This window comes from Aeromonas sp. R5-3 (assembly GCF_040908225.1).
Taxonomy (GTDB): Bacteria; Pseudomonadota; Gammaproteobacteria; order Enterobacterales; family Aeromonadaceae; genus Aeromonas; species Aeromonas dhakensis.
On sequence record NZ_JBFODH010000021.1, the window covers coordinates 241,486 to 259,716 of the forward strand.

Sequence of the window (18,231 nt, forward strand, 5' to 3'; positions counted from 1 at the left end):
CTTGCTGACGACCTCTCGTTGCAGAGCCTGAACAGGTTCTGAGCGGGTATCAGACTGAACAGAAGAGAGGCGCCCAAGGGCGCCTCTCTTATTTATCGGGTTGTACGACTGGGTCAGCCCTTGCGCGCCCAGGGGTGGGCGCGGGGACGCAGCCACAGGGCCAGTGCCAGCAGGGCGGCGGCCAGACCGTACATGGGCCAGCTGCCAAAGCGCAGATAGGGAGTCACGCCGTGGGCGGGACGCACCTCGGTGCGCAGCACGCCAGCCTCGAACTGCGGGATCTGGGCGATGATGCTGCCGTCGATCTCGGTGACTATGGTGATGCCGGTGTTGGTGTCACGCAGCAGCGGGCGGGCCAGCTCGAGGGCGCGCATGCGGGCGATCTCCATGTGCTGCCAGGGACCGATGCTGGTGCCGAACCAGGCGTCGTTGGAGACAGTCAGCAGGAAGTCGGTATCCGGCTGCACGTTGCGGCGCACCTCATCCGGGAAGATGATCTCGTAGCAGATGGCGGCGGCAAACTTGAGCCCCTTGGCGATCAGGTTCGGTTGCACCTCGTCCCCGCGGCTGAAGGAGGACATGGGCAGGTTGAAGAAGGGAGCGATGGGGCGCAGCAGATCTTCAAACGGCACGAACTCGCCGATGGGCAGCAGGTGATATTTGTAGTAGCGGTTCTTGTGCTGGTAGTAGTAGGACTCCTTGCCCTCCGCATCCTGCACCCCCATGCCGAGCACGGTATTGAAGAAGCGCTGCTGCTCGAGGTCGTAGTGGATGATCCCTGCCAGCAGGCCGGTATCGTTCACCTTCATCGCCTTGTCCAGGCTCTCCAGGTAGTTGCCCATCTCCTTCTCGATGGCCGGGATGGCGGATTCCGGCCAGACGATGATGTCGGCATCCTGGTTCTCGCGGCTCAGATCCTGATACTTGCGTACCGTCGGCACCAGGGCCTCCGGATCCCACTTGAGGGACTGCTCGATATTGCCCTGGACCAGCGCCACCTTGACCGGTTCACCGCGGGTCACCCAGTTGAGCTGCATCAGCCCCTGGGCGGCGCCCACCAGGGCCACCGGCACCAGCAGCCAGGCCGGCTTGCGGCTCTGCCAGAGCAGCCAGAGGGCGGAGGCGGTCAGCAACAGCGCGAGGGTGATGCCCTGTACGCCGAGGATAGGGGCAAAGCCCTTGAGCGGACCGTCGATCTGGCTGTAGCCAAACCAGAGCCAGGGGAAGCCGGTCATCACCCAGCCGCGCAGCCAGTCGGCCATCAGCCAGAGCGCCGGGAAGGCGAGCAGCCAGCGGCTCCAGTGACGTTCGCGGAAGAAACGGGCAAACAACCAGCAGGCCAGGGTCGGGTAGAGCGCCAGATAGGCCGACAGCCCGGCCAGCAGCACGAAGGCGACCGGCAGGGCGATGCCGCCGAACATGGTCATGCTGACGTGGATCCACCACAGCCCCGGCAAAAACAGCCCCATGGCGTAGCCAAAGCCGCGCCAGGCCGCCTGCTTGGGGGTGGCCTTGTCCAGCAGGGCGTAGAGGCCGAGCAGGGATGGGATCACCAGCGGCCAGTAGTTGAATGGGGAGAAGGCCAGCACGGCGATGGCGCCAGAGGCCATGGCAAACAGGCTGGTCAGAAGTTTCGATTTTGCGGGCTGTAATTTCACGGGCGATGAGGCTCGGATTGGACTGCTATGGGTTGAATGGCCGGTATCTTAACCCGTAAAGGCGGTCAACGGCGAGCCTCCCGGCCGACGGCCCGAAGCGAGGGGATAAAAGGGTGATGACGGGCCCGGTAGCCGGTGGGAAACAGGGGGCATGTGGCCAAACGAACAGCGCCCCGACGGGCGGGGCGCTGTTGACTCGAACCAGGGCTTATTGGGCCTCGGACTGGGCCGCGACATGGTTGTCGGGGATCTTCACCTGCAGCTGCTGCAGACGACGCTTGTCGGCATGCATCACCTTGAACAGGTAGCCGTCCAGCTCGATCTCCTCGCCCTTCTTGGGCAGGTGGCTGAAGGCGTGCATCACCAGACCGCCGACGGTATCCACCTCTTCATCGCTGAACTGGGTGCCGAAGAAGTCGTTGAAATCCTCGATCTCGGTGAGGGCGCTCACCGAGAAGACCCGTTTGCTGATGCGGCGGATCTCGTCCGGCTCGTCTTCGATGTCGTCGAATTCGTCGTCGATCTCGCCGACGATGAGCTCAAGGATGTCCTCGATGGTCACCAGACCGGAGACGCCGCCGAACTCGTCCACCACGATGGCCATGTGGTAGCGCTCTTCGCGAAACTCCTTGAGCAGCCGGTCGACCCGTTTGCTCTCGGGCACGATCACCGTGGGGCGCAGGATATTCTCCAGTTGCAGCGGCTCGCTGGCATGGTGGCCGCCGAACCCGAACGGCAGCAGATCCTTGGCGAGCAAGATGCCCTCCACGTGATCCTTGTCCTCGTTGATCACCGGGAAGCGGGAGTGGCCCGACTCGATGATCACCGGCAGGATCTCGTCCACCGGCTGGGACTTCTCGATGGTCACCATCTGGGAGCGGGGGATCATGATGTCGCGCACGCGCAGCTCGGCAATTTCGAGCACCCCCTCGATCATGTCCTTGGTGTCCTGATCGATGAGATCGCGCTCTTCGGCGTCGGCTATCACTTCCACCAAATCGTTGCGGTCTTTTGGCTCGCCCTGGAAGAGTTGGCTGAGCTTGTCGAGCCAGGTTTTCTTCGGCGAGCCGGTACTAGGGTGATCGTCGGTCATTTTCTCTCTTGGTTACTCGTATGAACACACTTGAAATCGTTGTGGCTATATGAGGATGACCATCGGCTGTTTCAAGGCGATGATCATCCCGCGGTTTACTCTTCGTCGTTCAGATAAGGATCGGCGAAACCGAGCTCCTGCATGATGTCGCGCTCGAGCGCTTCCATCTCTTCGGCCTCGTCATCCTCGATATGGTCATAACCTAGCAGATGGAGACTGCCGTGCACAACCATATGGGCCCAGTGGGCCATCAGCGGCTTGCCCTGCTCGATGGCTTCGCGCTCCACCACCTGGCGGCAGATCACCAGATCGCCCAGCAGCGGCAGCTCCAGGCCGGGTGGTGCCTCGAACGGGAAGGAGAGCACGTTGGTGGGCTTGTCCTTGCCGCGATAGGTGAGGTTGAGCTCGTTGCTCTCCGCCTCGTCGACGATGCGCACCGTCACTTCGGCCTCCTGCTGGAAGCCGAGAATGGTGCCGTCGAGCCAGCCCTGCAGCTGGGCCTCGCTCGGCAGGCCGTCGGTGTTGGCACTGGCCAGTTGCAGATCCAGGGTCACGCTCATTGGGCACTCTCTTTACTGGTGTGGGTGGCGACTTTGTCGGCCGCCTGTTTGGCATCGAACGCCTCGTAGGCCTGCACGATGCGGGCCACCACAGGGTGGCGCACCACGTCGGCGGACTGGAAGAAGTTGAAGGAGAGGCCGTCGACATTCTGCAGCACTTCCAACGCGTGGCGCAGGCCCGATTTCTGGTTGCGGGGCAAGTCTATCTGGGTGATGTCACCGGTGACCACCGCCTTGGAGTTGAAGCCGATGCGGGTCAGGAACATCTTCATCTGCTCGGTGGTGGTGTTCTGGGCTTCGTCCAAGATGATGAAGGCGTCATTGAGGGTGCGGCCGCGCATGTAGGCGAGCGGCGCCACTTCGATGATGTTGCGCTCCATCAGCTTCTCCACCCGCTCAAAGCCCAGCATCTCGAACAGGGCGTCGTAGAGCGGGCGCAGGTAGGGATCCACCTTCTGGGAGAGATCACCGGGCAGGAAGCCGAGCTTCTCGCCCGCTTCCACCGCCGGCCGGGTCAGCAGGATACGACGGATCTCCTGGCGCTCCAGCGCATCCACCGCCGCCGCCACCGCCAGATAGGTTTTGCCTGTTCCTGCAGGGCCTATGCCGAAGCAGATGTCGTGGCGCACGATATTGGCGATGTACTGGGCCTGATTGGGGCTGCGCGGCTTGATGAGGCCACGTTTGGTCTTGACCGTCACCTCCTTGCCGTAGGGGATGCTCGGCGCCGGCTCGTCATCCTGCTCCAGCACCCGCGACTCCTGAATGGCCAGATGGACCATGTCGGGGGTGATGTCGGTCACCTTGCCGCCCTTGAGCGGCTGGGTTTCCACATAGAGGTGCTTGATGATGACGGCGGCCGCGTCCACCTGGGCCTGTTTGCCCAGCAGCTGGAAGTGGTTGTCGCGGTAGCTGATCTCGACGCCGAGGCGGCGCTCCAGCTGTTTGATGTTGTCATCGAACGGGCCGCACAGACTGGCGAGACGCTGGTTGTCGGCGGGTTCCAGATGCAGATTCAGGGTCGAGAGGTGTCGGCTCAAAGTGTCCTCGTCTTGACGCGACCCCATCCGGCCGGGGCCGGATGGGGTGAACAGATTAGTGGGGAGTGAAGGCGGCCACGCCCAGCTGATCCGGTACGTTGTCCGGGCGGCGGGCCAGGATTTCGCTCGGGGCGGTGGCGATGCGCAGGTTCATCTCGTTCTCGCCGCGCAGGAATTTGCCGCGCAGGGAGTTGGGGCGCACCTCGGTGATCTCCACGTCGGCAAAGCCGCCGATCAGGGTGTGCGGGCCTTCGAAGTTGACCACCCGGTTGTTCTCGGTGCGGCCGCACAGCTGCATGGGGTCGAGCTTGGAGGGCCCTTCCACCAGGATGCGCTGGGTGGAGCCCAGCATGGCGCGGCCAATCTGCATCGCCTGGTTGTTGATGACGTGCTGCAGGCGGCTCAGGCGGGCTTTCTTCACCTCCATGTCGACGTCATCGGGCAGGTCGGCGGCCGGGGTACCGGGGCGCGGGCTGTAGATGAAGCTGAAGCTCATGTCGAAGTTGATATCCTCGATGAGTTTCATGGTGGCCTCGAAATCCTCGTCCGTCTCGTTCGGGAAGCCGACGATGAAGTCGGAACTGATGGTGATGTCGGGACGGGCGGCGCGCAGGCGGCGGATCTTGGACTTGTACTCCAGCACGGTGTGCGGGCGCTTCATCATGGTCAGGATGCGGTCGGAGCCGCTCTGCACCGGCAGGTGCAGGAAGCTGACCACTTCCGGGGTGTCCTTGTAGACCTCGATGATGTCGTCGGTGAACTCGATGGGGTGGCTGGTGGTGTAGCGAATGCGGTCGATGCCGTCGATGGCGGCCACCAGTCGCAGCAGCTCGGCGAAGGTGCAGATGCCGCCGTCGAAGGTCGGGCCCCGGTAGGCATTGACGTTCTGACCGAGCAGATTCACTTCGCGCACACCCTGCTGGGCGAGCTGGGCGATTTCATAGAGCACATCGTCGAGCGGACGGCTCACCTCCTCGCCGCGGGTGTAGGGCACCACGCAGAAGGAGCAGTATTTGGAGCAGCCTTCCATGATGGAGACGAAGGCGGTCGCCCCTTCGGCGCGCGGCTCGGGCAGGCTGTCGAACTTCTCGATTTCCGGGAAGGCGACGTCCACCTGGGCGCCACGCCCCTCCTGTACCTGCTTGATCATGGTGGGCAGGCGATGCAGGGTCTGCGGACCGAACACTATGTCCACATAGGGGGCGCGGGTGCGAATGTTGTCCCCCTCCTGGGAGGCGACGCAGCCGCCCACGCCGATCACCAGACCGGGCTTGTTCGCTTTCAGTTTTTTCCAGCGTCCCAGCTGGTGGAACACCTTCTCCTGCGCCTTTTCGCGGATGGAGCAGGTGTTGAGCAGCAAGACGTCTGCCTCTTCGGGCTCTTCGGTCAGCGTGTAGCCATTGCTGGCATCCAACAGGTCGGCCATCTTGGACGAGTCGTACTCGTTCATCTGGCAGCCCCAGGTTTTAATGTGAAGTTTCTTGCTCATTGCTTCTCTTGACTTGTTTTGAATGCGGCATGGTCAAAGGACCGGGCATTTTACTCCGCAATCCGGAGACTGCCTAGCAAATATCCAGCCCGCCATGGCCGGAACGCAGCCGTAGCCGCCCCGAGAGGCATCGGCTTTCTCCTTGATTTGGCGCACTAATTCTCCACGGCCTTCACTGTTTCTCGGCGCCCCTTGCGTTATCATGTGACCATTCGGTCCGGCTGCGCTCTCCCCTTGCCCGGGCCCACCCCTTGCAGGAATCAAGTTATGGAACAGTGTGATATCGCCATCGTCGGGGCCGGCATGGTCGGCGCCGCCACCGCCTGTCTGCTGGCGGCGCAGGGCCTCTCCATCCGGGTCATCGAGACCCGGTTGCCGGAGCAGTACGCCCCCGAGCAGCCGCTGGATCTGCGGGTCTCCGCCATCAGTCAGGCCTCGGTGGCCCTGCTGGAGCAGGCCGGTGCCTGGCAGCACCTGCAACAGATGCGGCTGTGCCCCTATCGCCGGCTGGAGACCTGGGAGCTGGACGGCTTCGTCACCCGCTTCAACGCCGCCGACCTCGGCCAGCCCCAGCTCGGTTACATCATCGAAAACCGGCTGGTACAGCTGGCGCTGCTCAGGCGCATGGAAGATTTCCCCAACATCCAGACCCATACCCCGGCGGCGGTGACCAGCCTGCACCAGGGCGCGGACGAGGCGGTGCTGACCCTGGATGATGGCAGCGAGCTTGCCGCCCGCTGGGTGCTGGCCTGCGATGGCGCCGAATCCCGTACCCGCCAGCTGGCCGGCATCGGGGTGTCGCGTTTTGAATACCGCCAGCACTGCATGCTGATCAACATCGACACCGACTTCGAGCAGGAAGACATCACCTGGCAGCAGTTCACCCCGAGCGGCCCGCGCGCCTTCCTGCCGCTGCCCGGCCAGCATGGCTCCCTGGTCTGGTATGACAGCCCGGCCCGGATCCGGGCGCTGGCGGCCATGAGCAACGAGGGGCTGGCAGCCGAGGTGCGCCGCCACTTCCCGAGCCGGCTCGGCGGCTTTACTGTCACCGGCAAGGGGAGTTTCCCGCTGGTGCGCCGCCACGCCAACGACTACCACGCCGGCCGGGTGGTGCTGCTGGGCGATGCCGCCCACACCATCAACCCGCTGGCGGGGCAGGGGGTCAACCTCGGCTTCAAGGATGTGGCCTGCTGGGCGGATCTGTTGCACAGTGCCGGTGCCGAGTGGCACAAGCCCGAACTGGCGACCCGTTATGAACGGCGGCGCCGCCCGGACAACCTGCTGATGCAGTCGGGGATGGATCTCTTCTACGGCGTGTTCAGCAACGAGATAGGCCCGCTCAAGCTGGCCCGCAACCTGGCCCTCAATCTGGCGGACAAGGCGGGCCCGCTCAAGGAGATGGCGCTACGCTATGCGCTGGGGCTGGTTTAAGGCGCGTGGCGCCATCATGAGGGAGGAGAGCCCATGAACAAGGCATTGCTGGTGATCGATTTCATCAACGACATCGCCCACCCGGACGGGCGCATCGCCGCCTCGGCGGCCCATGTGCTGGAGCAGGACGCCATCGCGCACGCCAACCAGGCGCTGGCCCATGCCCGCGCCCACGGCTGGCTGGTGGTACAGGTCAAGGTGGGCTTTGACCCGCACTATCTGCTGCAGCCCAAGGGCTCCCCCATGTTTGGCCGGGCCCACCAGTTCGGCGCGCTGTCGCTGGCCGACCCCGGCACCGACTTTCACCCTGATCTGGATGTGCAACCCGGCGATCTGGTGCTGACCAAGCCCAGGGTCAGCCCCTTCTACGGCACGGCGCTGGAGCCGGCGCTGCGGGCCAACCACATCGACCATCTCTATTTGTGCGGCGTGAGCACCGGCTGGGCCATTCAGGCGGCGGCGCGGGAGGGTCACGATCGGGATTACGCCATCACCATCCTGGAAGATGCCTGCGCAGCGGCGGATGCCAATGAGCACCACGCGTCGCTGCGCCTGCTCGGCCGCATCGCCGAGATCATCAAGGTGGCCCAGCTGGCCTGAGCCCGGCGGCAGGCGGAGCTTGCTCACTGTTTTGACATTTTGTCTGCGGCCCCCTGTCGGGCCGCAGCCATTTTGGGCAACATGAAGCGAGCATCGATGGCCACAAGGATGGGGACATGCGTTATCAGGGACGGATCGTGCGCTGGAACGAGGCGCGCGGCTTTGGTTTTATCGCGCCCGAGCAGGGGGAGGGTACCCCGAAAGGGGCCGAACTGTTCGTGCACATCTCGGCACTGAGGTGCGACGGCCTGCCGCCCATGGCGGGGGAGCGGGTCTCCTACCTGGTGGGGGCCGGCCAGGATGGCAAGCCCAGGGCCGAGCTGGTGTTTTTCCCCGAGCGTCCCCTGTCGCTGGCAGACGGCAATGAGAGTCGACCCACGCTAGCGGGCCGCCGCATGTCGGAGGGCAGTCGCATCCTGGCGGTCCGCGGGCCTACCCCGCAGCACACGCGTCCTCGCCCCGCCTACCGGCGCCGCAGCCACTGGCGCGGCAAGCTCATCCCGCTGCTGGTGCTGGTCGGGATCTTCTCCCTCTACTCCCGTTTTTCGGCCGAGTCGGTTTCACCTACCTCCACTTCCGCGTTCAGCCAGGCAGAGGCCGACAGTTCGGACACCCCGCAGCAGACCGCCAATTTCGTCCGCCAGTGCGACGGTCGGCAGTACTGCTCCCAGATGACCTCCTGCGAGGAGGCGACCTGGTTTTTGCGAAACTGCCCCAATACCAGGATGGACGGCGAGGGCGACGGCATCCCCTGCGAGCGGCAGTGGTGTGGTCACTAGCGGACCCGGAGGCCGACTCAAGTCGTTGATCATCTATCATTATCTTGCTGGTCGGGTCATGGCAGGTGTGGCCTCGGTCATTGGCAACACGCGGGCGGGCCGGGATGGCTCCGGTTGTCGCGGCCATGTCGGGGACGTCGTTTTTGGGTGAGGAGTGCGGTCATGGCGGACTATTTTCAGGGCTCACTGTTTCACTTCTCCGATCGGGCGCAATACCTGGCCGCGCTGCTCAATTCGCTGGAGGAGCAGATCTCGGTGATCGACCGGGACGGTGTCATCCACTACACCAACCTCGCCTGGAATCGCTTTGCCGAGCAGAACGGCATGCCGGCAGGCTATGACTGGCTGGGGGTCAACTACTTGCGGGTGTGCGACAACTCGGTGGAGCCGCTGGCCCTGATGGCGGCGGAGGGGATCCGGCGGGTGCTGCGCCATGAACAGCAGCACTTTCATCTGGAGTACCCCTGTCACAGCCCGGACACCCAGCGCTGGTTCATGATGCGGGTCTCCGCCATCCCGGGTATCGAGGTCGAGTTCTATACCATCAGCCACATCAACGTCACGGAGCGCAAGCTGCAGGAGCTGGATATGGCCTACCTCTCCCTGCACGATCCGCTGACCGGGCTGGCCAACCGACGACTGTTCAACAGCTTTTTGCACAACGAGTGGCGGCGCAGCATGCGCGAACAGACCCCGCTCTCCTTCATCATGCTGGATCTGGACAACTTCAAGCTGTGCAACGACCATTTCGGCCATCAGGTGGGGGATGACTTCTTGCAGCAGGTGGGCCGGCTGCTGAGCACCTTTTGCCAGCGAGCCACCGATCTGCCGAGCCGTTTCGGCGGCGACGAGTTTGCCCTGATCCTCGGCAACACCGGGGCCGAGGCCGCCGCCCGCATGGGGGAGGCCATTCGCCTCGGCATCGGCGAGCTGCTGATCCAGGGGGCGGACACCCTTAGGCTCAGCGCCAGCGTCGGCATCGCCACCCTGCTGCCGCAGCAGGCCCGCGTCTCGGAGGAGGAGTTGCTGAGCGCCGCCGACATGGCGCTCTATCTGGCCAAGCAGGGGGGCAAGAATCGCTGCCACAGCGTCAGCTGCAGTGCCCTGCCATCCCCCTGATATTCCTCGTTTTATCCTGCCTGCGACCCTGCTCTCTATGAACGATTCTGCTTGCTGTTAACGCTGTTGCCCGGCCGGCTGCGGTTCGGGATGGGCATCGACGACCAGTTGCAAGAAACGATCGCGGATCGGGTCGGCAAAGTCGGGGTTCCACACCAGGCTTATCTCCCACTCGGAGCAGGGGCCGGAGAGGGGATAGAGGGTGACGTCCCGGCCCGCGATGAAGCTGACGCTGCGCGGCAGGATGGCGTTGCCGATGCCGGCGGCCACCAGCGCCACCAGGGTCTGGATATCCTCTGCCTCCTGCACCATGCCGGTCAGCCGGTTGGCGCCGAGGAAGCTGGCGATCTGCTGGCTGAGGCCGGGGCAGCGGTGCCCCACCATCTGCAGCAAGGGCTGGCTGGCCAAGGCCTGCTCGATGTCGAAGGCGGCCGGATCCGGCTGCGTCATCTGGGTCGGCACCGCCAGCACCAGCCGGTCGGTCAGCAGCCTGTGCTCCCTAAGCTGCGGGGCTTGGGGCCGGCGCATGAAGCCGAGCTGCAGCTGGCCCGACAGCAGCCGCTCCTGCTGGATGGCGGAGGTCATGTCCTGCAGGTGCACCATCACATCGGGGGCCTGCTGTTTGAAGCGGGCCACCAGCGCCGGCGCCAGCGCAAAGCTCGACAGTCCGAAACCAATCTTGAGTCGTCCGGCAATGCCGCTGGCCAGCGCCAGGGCGTGGCGCTCAAAGCCCTTGCCATGCTCGACCAGCGCCCTGGCCTGGGTGAGCAGCTGGGTGCCGATGGCGGTCAGCTCGGCGCCGTGGCGCCCCCGGTTGAACAGGGTGCTGCCGAGGGTCTGTTCCAGCCCCTGGATCTGCTTGGTGAGCGCCGGCTGGGTGATGAACAGGCGGTTGGCGGCCTCCCGGTAGTTGGCGGTCTCCGCCAGGGTCACGAAGGCCTGCAGCTGTCTCAAATCGAATTTCATTCTGTTTGGTTATCGAAAGTGGCCATTTTGTGATTATAAATTATCTAACTGCCTTGTTCTAATAGACCTGAAGCGGGCCCTGTCGGCCCCGTCAGCTTGCTAACAAGGAGTCATTCATGCCTGCCGAACGCTATCTGTTTTTGATCAAGGGAGATCTGGTGCTGGCCCAGCCGCTGGCTGCGCCGGAGACGGGGGAGCTGCTGACCAGCCTGTTGCTGCAGGGCTTTGCGGTGGGTCCGCTGCAAGTCTGGGCGAGCAACGCCGAGCAGGCGCTGGCCTGTTATGAGCAGGCTGCCCAGCGGCGGGCCTTCGGCGAGATCCTGGCCGGGGCCGAACCCGCCGTGGCCGGAGCCGTTTCATGAGCATGCTCACGCTGCGGGCCCGCGCCCTGCTGTTGGACATGGATGGCACCCTGGTGCACTCTACCGGCGAGGTGGAGGCGGTGTGGCGGCTGTGGTGTCGCCGCCACCGGCTGGATCCCGAGCCCGTGCTGGCCATGTGCCACGGGGTACGCTCGCGGGAGGTGATCCGTACCCTGGCCCCGCAGCTTGACCTGGCACAGGAGGTGGCCCTGCTCGACGATCTCGAGATCCATCACACTGGCCAGGCCGAGGCCCTCGCCGGCGCCCGGCCCCTGCTGGCAAGTCTGCCCGTCGAGCGCTGGGCAGTGGTGACCTCTGCAAGTCAGCGGGTGGCCAGGCATCGATTGCGCAGCGCCGGTCTGCCGCTGCCCGTTCTGCTGGTGGGGGCCGAGGATGTAGAACACGGCAAGCCGGATCCCGAACCCTATCTGTTGGCGGCAGAGCACCTGGGGCTGGCCGCCGCCGATTGCCTGGTGTTTGAAGATGCGCCCGCCGGTATCAGCAGCGCCCTGCGGGCGGGTTGCCGCGTGGTACAGGTGGGGGGCAGGCAGCGGCTCAGTCCCGGCATCAGCGCCCTGATCCAGGACTGGCGCCAGGTGAGCGTGGTGGTGGAGGCTGAGGGTCTGCAGCTGACGCTGCTCACCTGACAACAAAAAGCCCCCGCGAGCGGGGGCCTGACTGGCGACGGGACTATTACTTGAACACGCGAAAACGCACGGCGTCGTCCATGAAGGTCTTGTCACCGGCCGGTTGCTGGATGCTGCCAAAGGGCATCTGGGCGCGCAGCAGCCAGCTGGCGGGCAGGTTCCACTCCTTGCGCACCGCCTCGTCGATGAGCGGGTTGTAGTGCTGCAGGGAGGCGCCGATCTTCTCCTGGGCCAGGGTGGTCCAGACCGCAAACTGGGCGATGCCGGTGGCATGTTCCGACCAGATGGGGAAGTTGTCGGCGTAGAGGGCGAATTTTTGCTGCAGATCCTTGATGACGTCGGTGTCTTCGAAGAAGAGCACTGTGCCGACACCTGCGCGGAAGCTGCCATTCACCTTGGCTTCGCTCTGGGCGTAGGCTTCCGGCGGCACTATCTTCTTCAGCTCAGCCTTGACGATGTCCCACAGTTTGTGATGCTGGGCACCAAACAGGATGACGGCGCGGGAGCTCTGGGAGTTGAACGAGGAGGGACTGTGCTTGATGGCGTCCTGGATGAGGGCGGTCAGCTGCTCCGGCGTATGGGAAACCTGGTCACCCAGGGCATAGATGGTACGACGTACTTTGATCTGTTCGATAAACGGACTGCTCATAACATCTCCTTTGTTTGACGGGGAATCGTCTTCGGTGATCCTTGGCAAGGCCATCCGGCTCCGATTGCTCGAGTTGTAGACTATAACACCCTCTTGCGGGTTAGCCGTCAACGCACAGTGGTCACTGTTTTTACTTTTTGTTGATATGCCTCTTCGTGACGCGGGGGAGCGGTGTCACGTTTATGTGTTTTTTGTCAGTTAGCCGAAATTCGGCTGATATCAATCAATGAATAATTCCGTTTGAGCACCATAAAATTCTCGCATTCCAGTTTTTGTTGCGGAGTGTTGATGATCCAGTGGTTGGTTAGTCGGCGTTATTATCTGTTGACCTCGTTTACCCTCTTGTTGGGGGCCCTGGTGCTGGTGGTCACCCTCACCCTGGCGATGGCCAGTTATCTGCGCAGCATCGACAAGACGGTGACCGGCTACGGTCACATGCTTTCCTCCCTCGAAGCGGCTCTGATCCACGAGCTGGTGCTGGCCAACCAGCGTCAGATCGCCGTGCTGGAGGCATCGCTGGACAAGGCCGCCATCGCCCGCGGCGAGCCGGCCGACAACCCGCTCTGGGCCATCGCCCACCAGATCAAGCGCGACAGCCACTATATCTACTTCTATCACCCACAGACGGATCGCCTCAGCAGCTACCCGGCCTGGCAGCAGCCGGTCGAGTATCGTGCCGCCAGCCGGCCCTGGTATCGGGCGTTGTCGATGCCGGGGGCGGATCTCGTCTGGCTCGCTCCCTATCCGGCGTTCGACACCCAAAAGCCGATCCTGACCCTCATCAAGCGGGTAAAGGGGCTGGACGATCAACTGCTCGGCCTGCTGATGGTCGACATGTCCTTCAACACCATCGAGCAGGCTCTGCAGCGGGCCATGGGCAGCAACCGGGCGGCCATCTACATCAGTGCACGGGAGGACGGAAAGCTGGTGGTGGGCAGCAACATGGGGCTCTATCAGCCGTCAGCGGCCGAGCCGGGCGGCGCGGACAAGGGGCTGGCGGTGATCTGGCACGGCAGCCACCTGCGCCGCGAGCTGGAGGATATCGACTGGGATCTCAACATCTATCTGCCGCCAAGGCTGTTTCATGACGACCTTGAAGAAGCCCTGCTGATGGTGGCACTGCCGCTGCTCCTGCTGTTTGCCATCTGGTTTTGCAGCATCAACTTTCTGGTGCGGGTGTTCAATCAGGAGCAGGCGCTGGTGGCGGGCTCGCTGACCGGCATAGTGCGGGATCCGACCCAGGCTAGGAGACCCGGCCGACTGAAGACCTGGTTCGTACATGACAGCCTCAGCGAGATAGATCAGGTGCGGGCGAGTTTTCTGCAGGGGCAGGATGCGCTGCTGCACGATCCCCTCACCGGCATCATGAACCGGCGGGCCTTCACCCAGCGTCGCGCCGAGCTGGAAGAGCGCGCGACACCCCACTGGCTGCTGCTGTTCGACGTGGATCACTTCAAGCGCATCAACGACAGCTGGGGGCATGCGGTGGGGGATGGCGTGCTCTGCAGGGTGTCCGAGCTGCTGGTGAGCGAGCTTGGCAGCGGCAGCGTCTTCCGGATCGGGGGGGACGAATTTGCCGCCCTGCTGCCCTGGCCGCGCAGCGAGCTGGAGGCGGGGCTGACCCGGTTGCTGACCAGGGTGCGCAACCAGCGCTGGCGCGAGTTTCACGAGGCGGTGACCCTGAGCGTGGGCGGCGCCCACTGCCCGGAGGACGGGGCCCTGCTGTTCGAGCGGGCCGACGAGTGCCTCTACCGGAGCAAACGGCTGGGGCGCGACGGCTGGTCGCTGACGCAGTGGCCCCGGCCGGACGGAGATGCTGACAGATCCTGTCATATCGATCATGGGTGAGCGGGGGCGCTCTGCCCGGGGGGCCAGCGACTGCCTCTGCTGCTATTTCACAACATCTGTTTTTTAGTAAGCAAATTCAAAAGGTTAATCCTGATTTGGTCAGCGCGGCAGGTCGTGCCTAGCCGGGTGTCGCTCTGCTGCGACAGTGGCGCCCTTTGCCGGGAATCGTATAGTTCGGGGAAATTAATCAGGTTTGACAGGAGTACCCCATGGAGATGAACAAGCACGGCATGCGCGCCCTGGCCCTGTTGGGCTCACTGCTGCTGGCCAGCGGTGCGGCGCAGGCGTCGGAGACCCTCAACACCATCCTGGGCGGCGGTGCGGGCGGCGTGGCCGGCACCATGATCGGCAAGGAGCTGGGCGGTGACACCGGCGCCCTGGTGGGTGCTGCACTGGGCGGGGCGGCCGGCGGCGCGGCCACGGCCAACAAGGGCAACAAGAATGAAGCTGCCCTCGGCGGGGCCGTCGGGGCATTGGGCGGGGCCGCCATCGGCAAGAGCGTGGGTGGCAGCACGGGTCAACTGATCGGGGCCGGCGTCGGCGGGGCCAGCGGCTCTGCCATCGGGGCCAAGACCGGGGATGGCCACAAGAGCAACGATCGCTACTACGACGATGACCACAGGCACTACAAGAAACACAAGAAGCACAAGAAACACAGATGGCACGACGATGATTGATCGCCGCCAGCATTGAGAGAGGGGCCGACGGGCCCCTCTCTCGTTTTGGTCGCTAGAGGGGTCACACCAGCCGGTGCTGGCGGCGCCCCTCGGCGAAGGCGTTGATGTTGTCGATCAGCTGATCGGCGAGGCGCTGCATCGACTCCTCGCTGGCCCAGGCCACGTGAGGGGTGAGGATGAAGTGGGGGTACTGCAGCGCCTTCATCAAGGGGTGGTCGGGGGGCGGCGGCTCGACGCTTGCCACGTCGAAACCGGCGCCGCCGAGGCGACCGTTGGCCAACGCTCGCAGCAGGGCCTCCTCGTCCACCAGACCGCCGCGGCCGACGTTGATCAGCAGGGCACCCGGCTTCATCAGCCCCAGCTCCCGCTCGCCGATGAGGTTGCGGGTATAGGGGGTGAGCGGGCAGTGCAGGCTGATGACATCCGCGCTTTGCAACAGCTCGTCCAGCGGCAGTCGATCCTCGTCGTGGCTGGCGTCGACCTGGCTCTGGGCGTAACGCACCTCCATGCCGATCCCCCTGGCCCGCTCGCCGAGGGCCTGGCCGAGGGTACCCTTGCCGATGATGCCGAGCCGCTTGCCGTGCAGATCCGTGATGTGGTGATCGAAGAAGCAGAACTGGCCGCTCTGCTGCCAGCGCCCCTCCAGCAGCGACTGGCGCCAGCAGAAGAGGTTGCGCGCCAGGGCCAGCATCAGCGCCATGGCGTGCTCCGGTACCGAGGGGCCCGAGTAGTTGCGGATGTTGCATACCCCGACGTTGGCGGCGCGGCACGCCTCCAGATCCACGTTGTCGCTGCCGGTGGCCGCCAGCGCGATGAGTCTGAGCTCCGGCAGCTGGGCCAGCTCGGCTGCGCCGATGCGCACCTTGTTGATGATGGCGATGCTGGCGTCTTTGAGCCGCGCCACTACCTGTTCGGGGGCCGTGCTCGGGTAGCTCTGCCAGTGATGGGGAAAGTCGGGGTGGCGCAGGGTGATGCCGGTATCCAGGGTATCGCTGTCGAGAAACACAATTTGCTGCATGAAGCCTCCTGCCGTTGAGGCGTCCATGATGCCAAACATCGGCGGCCGAGGGCCAGTTTGCTGCACCTCAAGGCCTTGGCAATCGCGCCGGATGTGAGACAGGCGGCATTTTTGGCGTCAGAGCCAGCCGAGGTGGGTGAGCCAGCCCTGGATCCGGGTTGGCGTTTCATCCAGCTCCAGCAGGGCGTAGGGGCGGTAGTTGAGCTTGTGGCTGCGGCGGCTCTCGCTTCTGCGCGCCTCGGCGGCCAGCAGCGGCCAGCGTCCGCCATCCTCCTGATAGAGGTCGAGGGTCGGCATGGTGGCCTGGGCGATCTCCTTGGCGAAGATCTGGTTGCTCTGCTGGTCGGGGAAGAAGCCGTCGAGCAGCACCAGCGCATCGGGGGCGGGCAGCTGTTCGCTGGCGATTAGGTTGGTGGCCCAGGCGGCGCCTGTGCCCTGTGCCAGTATCAGCTTGAAGCCCCCCTCCTGCAGCTTGGCGTCTCCCAGCTTGCTGATGCGGGTGGCAAACTGCTTGCGAAAGTCGTCGATGGCCTGCTGTTTCTTCTCGGCGGCGGGGTCAAATTCGGTTTGCTGCGGTGAGGGGAGCAGCAGCAGGGTGTCGAAGCCGAGCCGGCCGAGGGCCCGGGTCAGCTGCCACAGCTGGCCGCTGCGCTGCCAGTCGGGCAAGAGGATGGCGAGCCCCACGTAGCTGTCGCTGTCGTGCTTGGCAAACAGCACCGTCTGCTTGTCGATCTGGGTGCTGTTGGGCAGCCCCTGCCAGTCGCTGTTCTGCCAGTAGTCGAGCGGCGTGAGCGGTGTGCTCTCGCTGGCCTGCAAGGGGTTGCTTGCCAGCAGGGTCAGTAACAGCAGTGATAAGAACAGTCTGGCCATAGTGCGCTCCCCCGGTTATTCGGGTTAGCGGCACCAGGCCGGATTTCTGAAGGGGAAGTGGCAGCGCTAGCGTGACGACCGCTTGAGGCTTGCCAGCCCGGCCAGCTGCCGGTCGTGCAGGGGGGAGAGCAGCAGCAGGGCGCTGACGGCGCCAATCAGGGCGAAGAACATGTCGGACTGGGTATCCCAGGGATCGCCCTGGGTGCCGAGAAACTCATCCGCCCCCTGACCGAGCGCAAGGGCCGCCCCCCACTCGATGAACTCGTAGGTGGCGCTGATGGCGAGCACCACGCAGACCACCAGAAACGCCAGCATGCGCCGGCCCTGCACATAATCTCCGCGCAGCAGGACCTCCCGGCACACCAGGGCGGGCACGAAGCCCTGGAAGAAGTGGCCAATCTTGTCATAGGGGTTGCGACCGAGCTCGAGCCACTGCTGCAGCTCGAACCCGAGCGGGACGCGGGCGTAGGTATAGGCGCCGCCCAGCATCAGCACCATGGCGTGCAGGGTGATGCACAGATAGAGCAGGCTGGTGAGCGGAAAAGAGCGGTGCGTCAGGATAAGCAATGGCATGGCGATGAGCACGGGGGCGACCTCCATCAGCCAGGTAGCCCGGTCATAGGGTTGCCAGCCGGAGAGGGCCAGCAGTAGCAGGGTCAACAGCAGCAACAGCGCTTTGTGCAGGGATGTCATGGGGCGCTCCGGGGGATGGCACAAGCCAGCATGCTCCATTTAGCCATGTTTGCGCCGTGAATACAGCCAGGGGGCCGATGCGCCCATAAAAAAAGCGAGCCGACGGCTCGCTTTTTTACCACTGATCCAAGGGGGCAACTTAGTTGACGCGACGCTTGAACTCACCGGTGCGGGTATCGATTTCGATCTTGTCACCGATCTCTACGAAGGCGGCAACGGCCAGCTCGTAGGTGGTGCCCTTCAGACGGGCAGGCTTGGTCACTTTACCGGAGGTGTCGCCACGGGCAGCCGGCTCGGTGTACTCAACTTCGCGCACGATGGTGGTCGGCAGCTCTACGGAGATGGCTTTCTCGTTGTAGAAAGTCACTTCACACAGATCTTCCATGCCGTCTACCAGGTAGTTCAGCGCGTCACCCAGGTTGTCTTTCTCGACGTCGTACTGGTTGTATTCGGTATCCATGAATACGTACAGCGGGTCGGAGTAGTAGGAGTAGGTGCACTCTTTACGTTCCAGCTGAACAACGTCCAGCTTGTCGTCGGCCTTGAAGACGGTCTCGGTGGCGCTGCCGTTCAGCAGGCCTTTCAGCTTCATTTTGACCACGGCGGAGTTACGGCCGGATTTGTTGAATTCAGCCTTCTGGACCACCATCGGCTCGGTGCCGATCATGACTACGTTACCAGCGCGGATTTCCTGTGCGGTTTTCATGTAAAAAATTCCTGTTCGTGAAACGG

At 63.9% G+C, this 18,231-nt stretch carries 19 protein-coding genes; 8 read left to right on the forward strand and 11 right to left on the reverse strand.

The features are described 5' to 3' along the window. Positions 1 to 113 precede the first annotated feature (113 nt). The 5 genes from lnt to miaB form a co-directional block, all read right to left on the reverse strand. Positions 114 to 1,658 carry an apolipoprotein N-acyltransferase gene (gene lnt, locus AB5Y95_RS13005; RefSeq protein ID WP_017764959.1) on the reverse strand — a complete coding sequence of 515 codons (1,545 nt, stop codon included), beginning with the start codon at positions 1,656 to 1,658 and terminating at the stop codon, positions 114 to 116. Between the two features lie 208 nt (positions 1,659 to 1,866). Next, positions 1,867 to 2,751 carry a CNNM family magnesium/cobalt transport protein CorC gene (corC, locus tag AB5Y95_RS13010; RefSeq protein WP_005298259.1) on the reverse strand — a complete coding sequence of 295 codons (885 nt, stop codon included), beginning with the start codon at positions 2,749 to 2,751 and terminating at the stop codon, positions 1,867 to 1,869. 95 nt (positions 2,752 to 2,846) lie between these two features. Then, a complete protein-coding gene (gene ybeY / locus AB5Y95_RS13015) occupies positions 2,847 to 3,311 on the reverse strand; it encodes an rRNA maturation RNase YbeY (protein WP_017787985.1) in 465 nt (154 codons plus the stop codon). Further along, positions 3,308 to 4,351 carry a PhoH family protein gene (locus AB5Y95_RS13020; RefSeq protein ID WP_010633155.1) on the reverse strand — a complete coding sequence of 348 codons (1,044 nt, stop codon included), beginning with the start codon at positions 4,349 to 4,351 and terminating at the stop codon, positions 3,308 to 3,310. Before AB5Y95_RS13020 ends, ybeY begins: the two co-directional genes overlap by 4 nt. 55 nt (positions 4,352 to 4,406) lie before the next feature. Further along, positions 4,407 to 5,840 carry a tRNA (N6-isopentenyl adenosine(37)-C2)-methylthiotransferase MiaB gene (gene miaB / locus AB5Y95_RS13025; RefSeq protein ID WP_005298264.1) on the reverse strand — a complete coding sequence of 478 codons (1,434 nt, stop codon included), beginning with the start codon at positions 5,838 to 5,840 and terminating at the stop codon, positions 4,407 to 4,409. Positions 5,841 to 6,107: 267 nt separating this feature from the next. Between miaB and AB5Y95_RS13030 the strand changes: the two genes are divergently transcribed. The 4 genes from AB5Y95_RS13030 (at position 6,108) to AB5Y95_RS13045 (ending at position 9,769) form a co-directional block, all read left to right on the forward strand. Further along, the gene (locus AB5Y95_RS13030) at positions 6,108 to 7,271 is read left to right on the forward strand and encodes an FAD-dependent monooxygenase (protein WP_368161289.1); all 1,164 of its coding nucleotides are present in this window, start codon (positions 6,108 to 6,110) and stop codon (positions 7,269 to 7,271) included. 33 nt (positions 7,272 to 7,304) lie between these two features. Then, positions 7,305 to 7,871 carry a cysteine hydrolase family protein gene (locus AB5Y95_RS13035; RefSeq protein WP_117402530.1) on the forward strand — a complete coding sequence of 189 codons (567 nt, stop codon included), beginning with the start codon at positions 7,305 to 7,307 and terminating at the stop codon, positions 7,869 to 7,871. Between the two features lie 116 nt (positions 7,872 to 7,987). Further along, a complete protein-coding gene (locus AB5Y95_RS13040; RefSeq protein WP_368161291.1) occupies positions 7,988 to 8,650 on the forward strand; it encodes an excalibur calcium-binding domain-containing protein in 663 nt (220 codons plus the stop codon). Between the two features lie 162 nt (positions 8,651 to 8,812). After that, a complete protein-coding gene (locus AB5Y95_RS13045) occupies positions 8,813 to 9,769 on the forward strand; it encodes a sensor domain-containing diguanylate cyclase (protein ID WP_005298271.1) in 957 nt (318 codons plus the stop codon). A 57-nt stretch (positions 9,770 to 9,826) separates the two neighbouring features. Here AB5Y95_RS13045 and AB5Y95_RS13050 read toward each other — a convergent pair whose 3' ends face one another. After that, the gene (locus tag AB5Y95_RS13050) at positions 9,827 to 10,735 is read right to left on the reverse strand and encodes a LysR family transcriptional regulator (RefSeq protein ID WP_005298273.1); all 909 of its coding nucleotides are present in this window, start codon (positions 10,733 to 10,735) and stop codon (positions 9,827 to 9,829) included. A gap of 116 nt (positions 10,736 to 10,851) precedes the next feature. On the opposite strand from AB5Y95_RS13050, the gene AB5Y95_RS13055 reads away from it, so the two are divergent. Together AB5Y95_RS13055 and AB5Y95_RS13060 are read left to right on the forward strand one after the other, a co-directional pair. Further along, positions 10,852 to 11,097 carry a hypothetical protein gene (locus AB5Y95_RS13055; RefSeq protein WP_005298276.1) on the forward strand — a complete coding sequence of 82 codons (246 nt, stop codon included), beginning with the start codon at positions 10,852 to 10,854 and terminating at the stop codon, positions 11,095 to 11,097. Further along, positions 11,094 to 11,744: an HAD-IA family hydrolase gene (locus AB5Y95_RS13060; protein ID WP_042049685.1), complete on the forward strand. Its 651-nt coding sequence runs from the start codon at positions 11,094 to 11,096 to the stop codon at positions 11,742 to 11,744. Before AB5Y95_RS13055 ends, AB5Y95_RS13060 begins: the two co-directional genes overlap by 4 nt. Positions 11,745 to 11,790: 46 nt before the next feature. Here AB5Y95_RS13060 and AB5Y95_RS13065 read toward each other — a convergent pair whose 3' ends face one another. After that, complete coding sequence (locus AB5Y95_RS13065; RefSeq protein ID WP_017780555.1) at positions 11,791 to 12,393, reverse strand: nitroreductase family protein; 603 nt, start codon at positions 12,391 to 12,393, stop codon at positions 11,791 to 11,793. 288 nt (positions 12,394 to 12,681) lie between these two features. Between AB5Y95_RS13065 and AB5Y95_RS13070 the strand changes: the two genes are divergently transcribed. Together AB5Y95_RS13070 and AB5Y95_RS13075 are read left to right on the forward strand one after the other, a co-directional pair. Beyond that, positions 12,682 to 14,241, forward strand: a complete 1,560-nt coding sequence (locus AB5Y95_RS13070; RefSeq protein ID WP_054545390.1) for a diguanylate cyclase — start codon at positions 12,682 to 12,684, stop codon at positions 14,239 to 14,241. Positions 14,242 to 14,450: 209 nt separating this feature from the next. After that, positions 14,451 to 14,918 carry a YMGG-like glycine zipper-containing protein gene (locus tag AB5Y95_RS13075; protein ID WP_005298287.1) on the forward strand — a complete coding sequence of 156 codons (468 nt, stop codon included), beginning with the start codon at positions 14,451 to 14,453 and terminating at the stop codon, positions 14,916 to 14,918. A 61-nt stretch (positions 14,919 to 14,979) separates the two neighbouring features. On the opposite strand, the gene AB5Y95_RS13080 is transcribed toward AB5Y95_RS13075, so the two are convergent. From AB5Y95_RS13080 to efp, 4 genes are all read right to left on the reverse strand, one after another. Continuing rightward, complete coding sequence (locus AB5Y95_RS13080) at positions 14,980 to 15,936, reverse strand: D-2-hydroxyacid dehydrogenase (RefSeq protein WP_054545389.1); 957 nt, start codon at positions 15,934 to 15,936, stop codon at positions 14,980 to 14,982. A gap of 117 nt (positions 15,937 to 16,053) precedes the next feature. Then, entirely contained in the window at positions 16,054 to 16,806 is a 753-nt protein-coding gene (locus AB5Y95_RS13085; RefSeq protein WP_368161294.1) for a DUF3530 family protein, read from the reverse strand. Positions 16,807 to 16,872: 66 nt separating this feature from the next. Continuing rightward, positions 16,873 to 17,499, reverse strand: a complete 627-nt coding sequence (locus tag AB5Y95_RS13090) for a DUF2238 domain-containing protein (protein WP_368161296.1) — start codon at positions 17,497 to 17,499, stop codon at positions 16,873 to 16,875. Between the two features lie 139 nt (positions 17,500 to 17,638). Continuing rightward, a complete protein-coding gene (efp, locus tag AB5Y95_RS13095; protein WP_005298294.1) occupies positions 17,639 to 18,205 on the reverse strand; it encodes an elongation factor P in 567 nt (188 codons plus the stop codon). Positions 18,206 to 18,231: the final 26 nt, after the last annotated feature.

What these genes read in the sequence shown, in the direction of transcription:
- corC (WP_005298259.1), bottom strand. Translation starts at nt 2,751, where the DNA reads ATGACCGACGATCACCCTAGTACCGGCTCGCCGAAGAAAACCTGGCTC.
- ybeY (WP_017787985.1), bottom strand. Translation starts at nt 3,311, where the DNA reads ATGAGCGTGACCCTGGATCTGCAACTGGCCAGTGCCAACACCGACGGC.
- miaB (WP_005298264.1), bottom strand. Translation starts at nt 5,840, where the DNA reads ATGAGCAAGAAACTTCACATTAAAACCTGGGGCTGCCAGATGAACGAG.
- AB5Y95_RS13030 (WP_368161289.1), top strand. Translation starts at nt 6,108, where the DNA reads ATGGAACAGTGTGATATCGCCATCGTCGGGGCCGGCATGGTCGGCGCC.
- AB5Y95_RS13035 (WP_117402530.1), top strand. Translation starts at nt 7,305, where the DNA reads ATGAACAAGGCATTGCTGGTGATCGATTTCATCAACGACATCGCCCAC.
- AB5Y95_RS13040 (WP_368161291.1), top strand. Translation starts at nt 7,988, where the DNA reads ATGCGTTATCAGGGACGGATCGTGCGCTGGAACGAGGCGCGCGGCTTT.
- AB5Y95_RS13045 (WP_005298271.1), top strand. Translation starts at nt 8,813, where the DNA reads ATGGCGGACTATTTTCAGGGCTCACTGTTTCACTTCTCCGATCGGGCG.
- AB5Y95_RS13050 (WP_005298273.1), bottom strand. Translation starts at nt 10,735, where the DNA reads ATGAAATTCGATTTGAGACAGCTGCAGGCCTTCGTGACCCTGGCGGAG.
- AB5Y95_RS13055 (WP_005298276.1), top strand. Translation starts at nt 10,852, where the DNA reads ATGCCTGCCGAACGCTATCTGTTTTTGATCAAGGGAGATCTGGTGCTG.
- AB5Y95_RS13060 (WP_042049685.1), top strand. Translation starts at nt 11,094, where the DNA reads ATGAGCATGCTCACGCTGCGGGCCCGCGCCCTGCTGTTGGACATGGAT.
- AB5Y95_RS13065 (WP_017780555.1), bottom strand. Translation starts at nt 12,393, where the DNA reads ATGAGCAGTCCGTTTATCGAACAGATCAAAGTACGTCGTACCATCTAT.
- AB5Y95_RS13070 (WP_054545390.1), top strand. Translation starts at nt 12,682, where the DNA reads ATGATCCAGTGGTTGGTTAGTCGGCGTTATTATCTGTTGACCTCGTTT.
- AB5Y95_RS13075 (WP_005298287.1), top strand. Translation starts at nt 14,451, where the DNA reads ATGGAGATGAACAAGCACGGCATGCGCGCCCTGGCCCTGTTGGGCTCA.
- AB5Y95_RS13080 (WP_054545389.1), bottom strand. Translation starts at nt 15,936, where the DNA reads ATGCAGCAAATTGTGTTTCTCGACAGCGATACCCTGGATACCGGCATC.
- AB5Y95_RS13085 (WP_368161294.1), bottom strand. Translation starts at nt 16,806, where the DNA reads ATGGCCAGACTGTTCTTATCACTGCTGTTACTGACCCTGCTGGCAAGC.
- AB5Y95_RS13090 (WP_368161296.1), bottom strand. Translation starts at nt 17,499, where the DNA reads ATGACATCCCTGCACAAAGCGCTGTTGCTGCTGTTGACCCTGCTACTG.
- efp (WP_005298294.1), bottom strand. Translation starts at nt 18,205, where the DNA reads ATGAAAACCGCACAGGAAATCCGCGCTGGTAACGTAGTCATGATCGGC.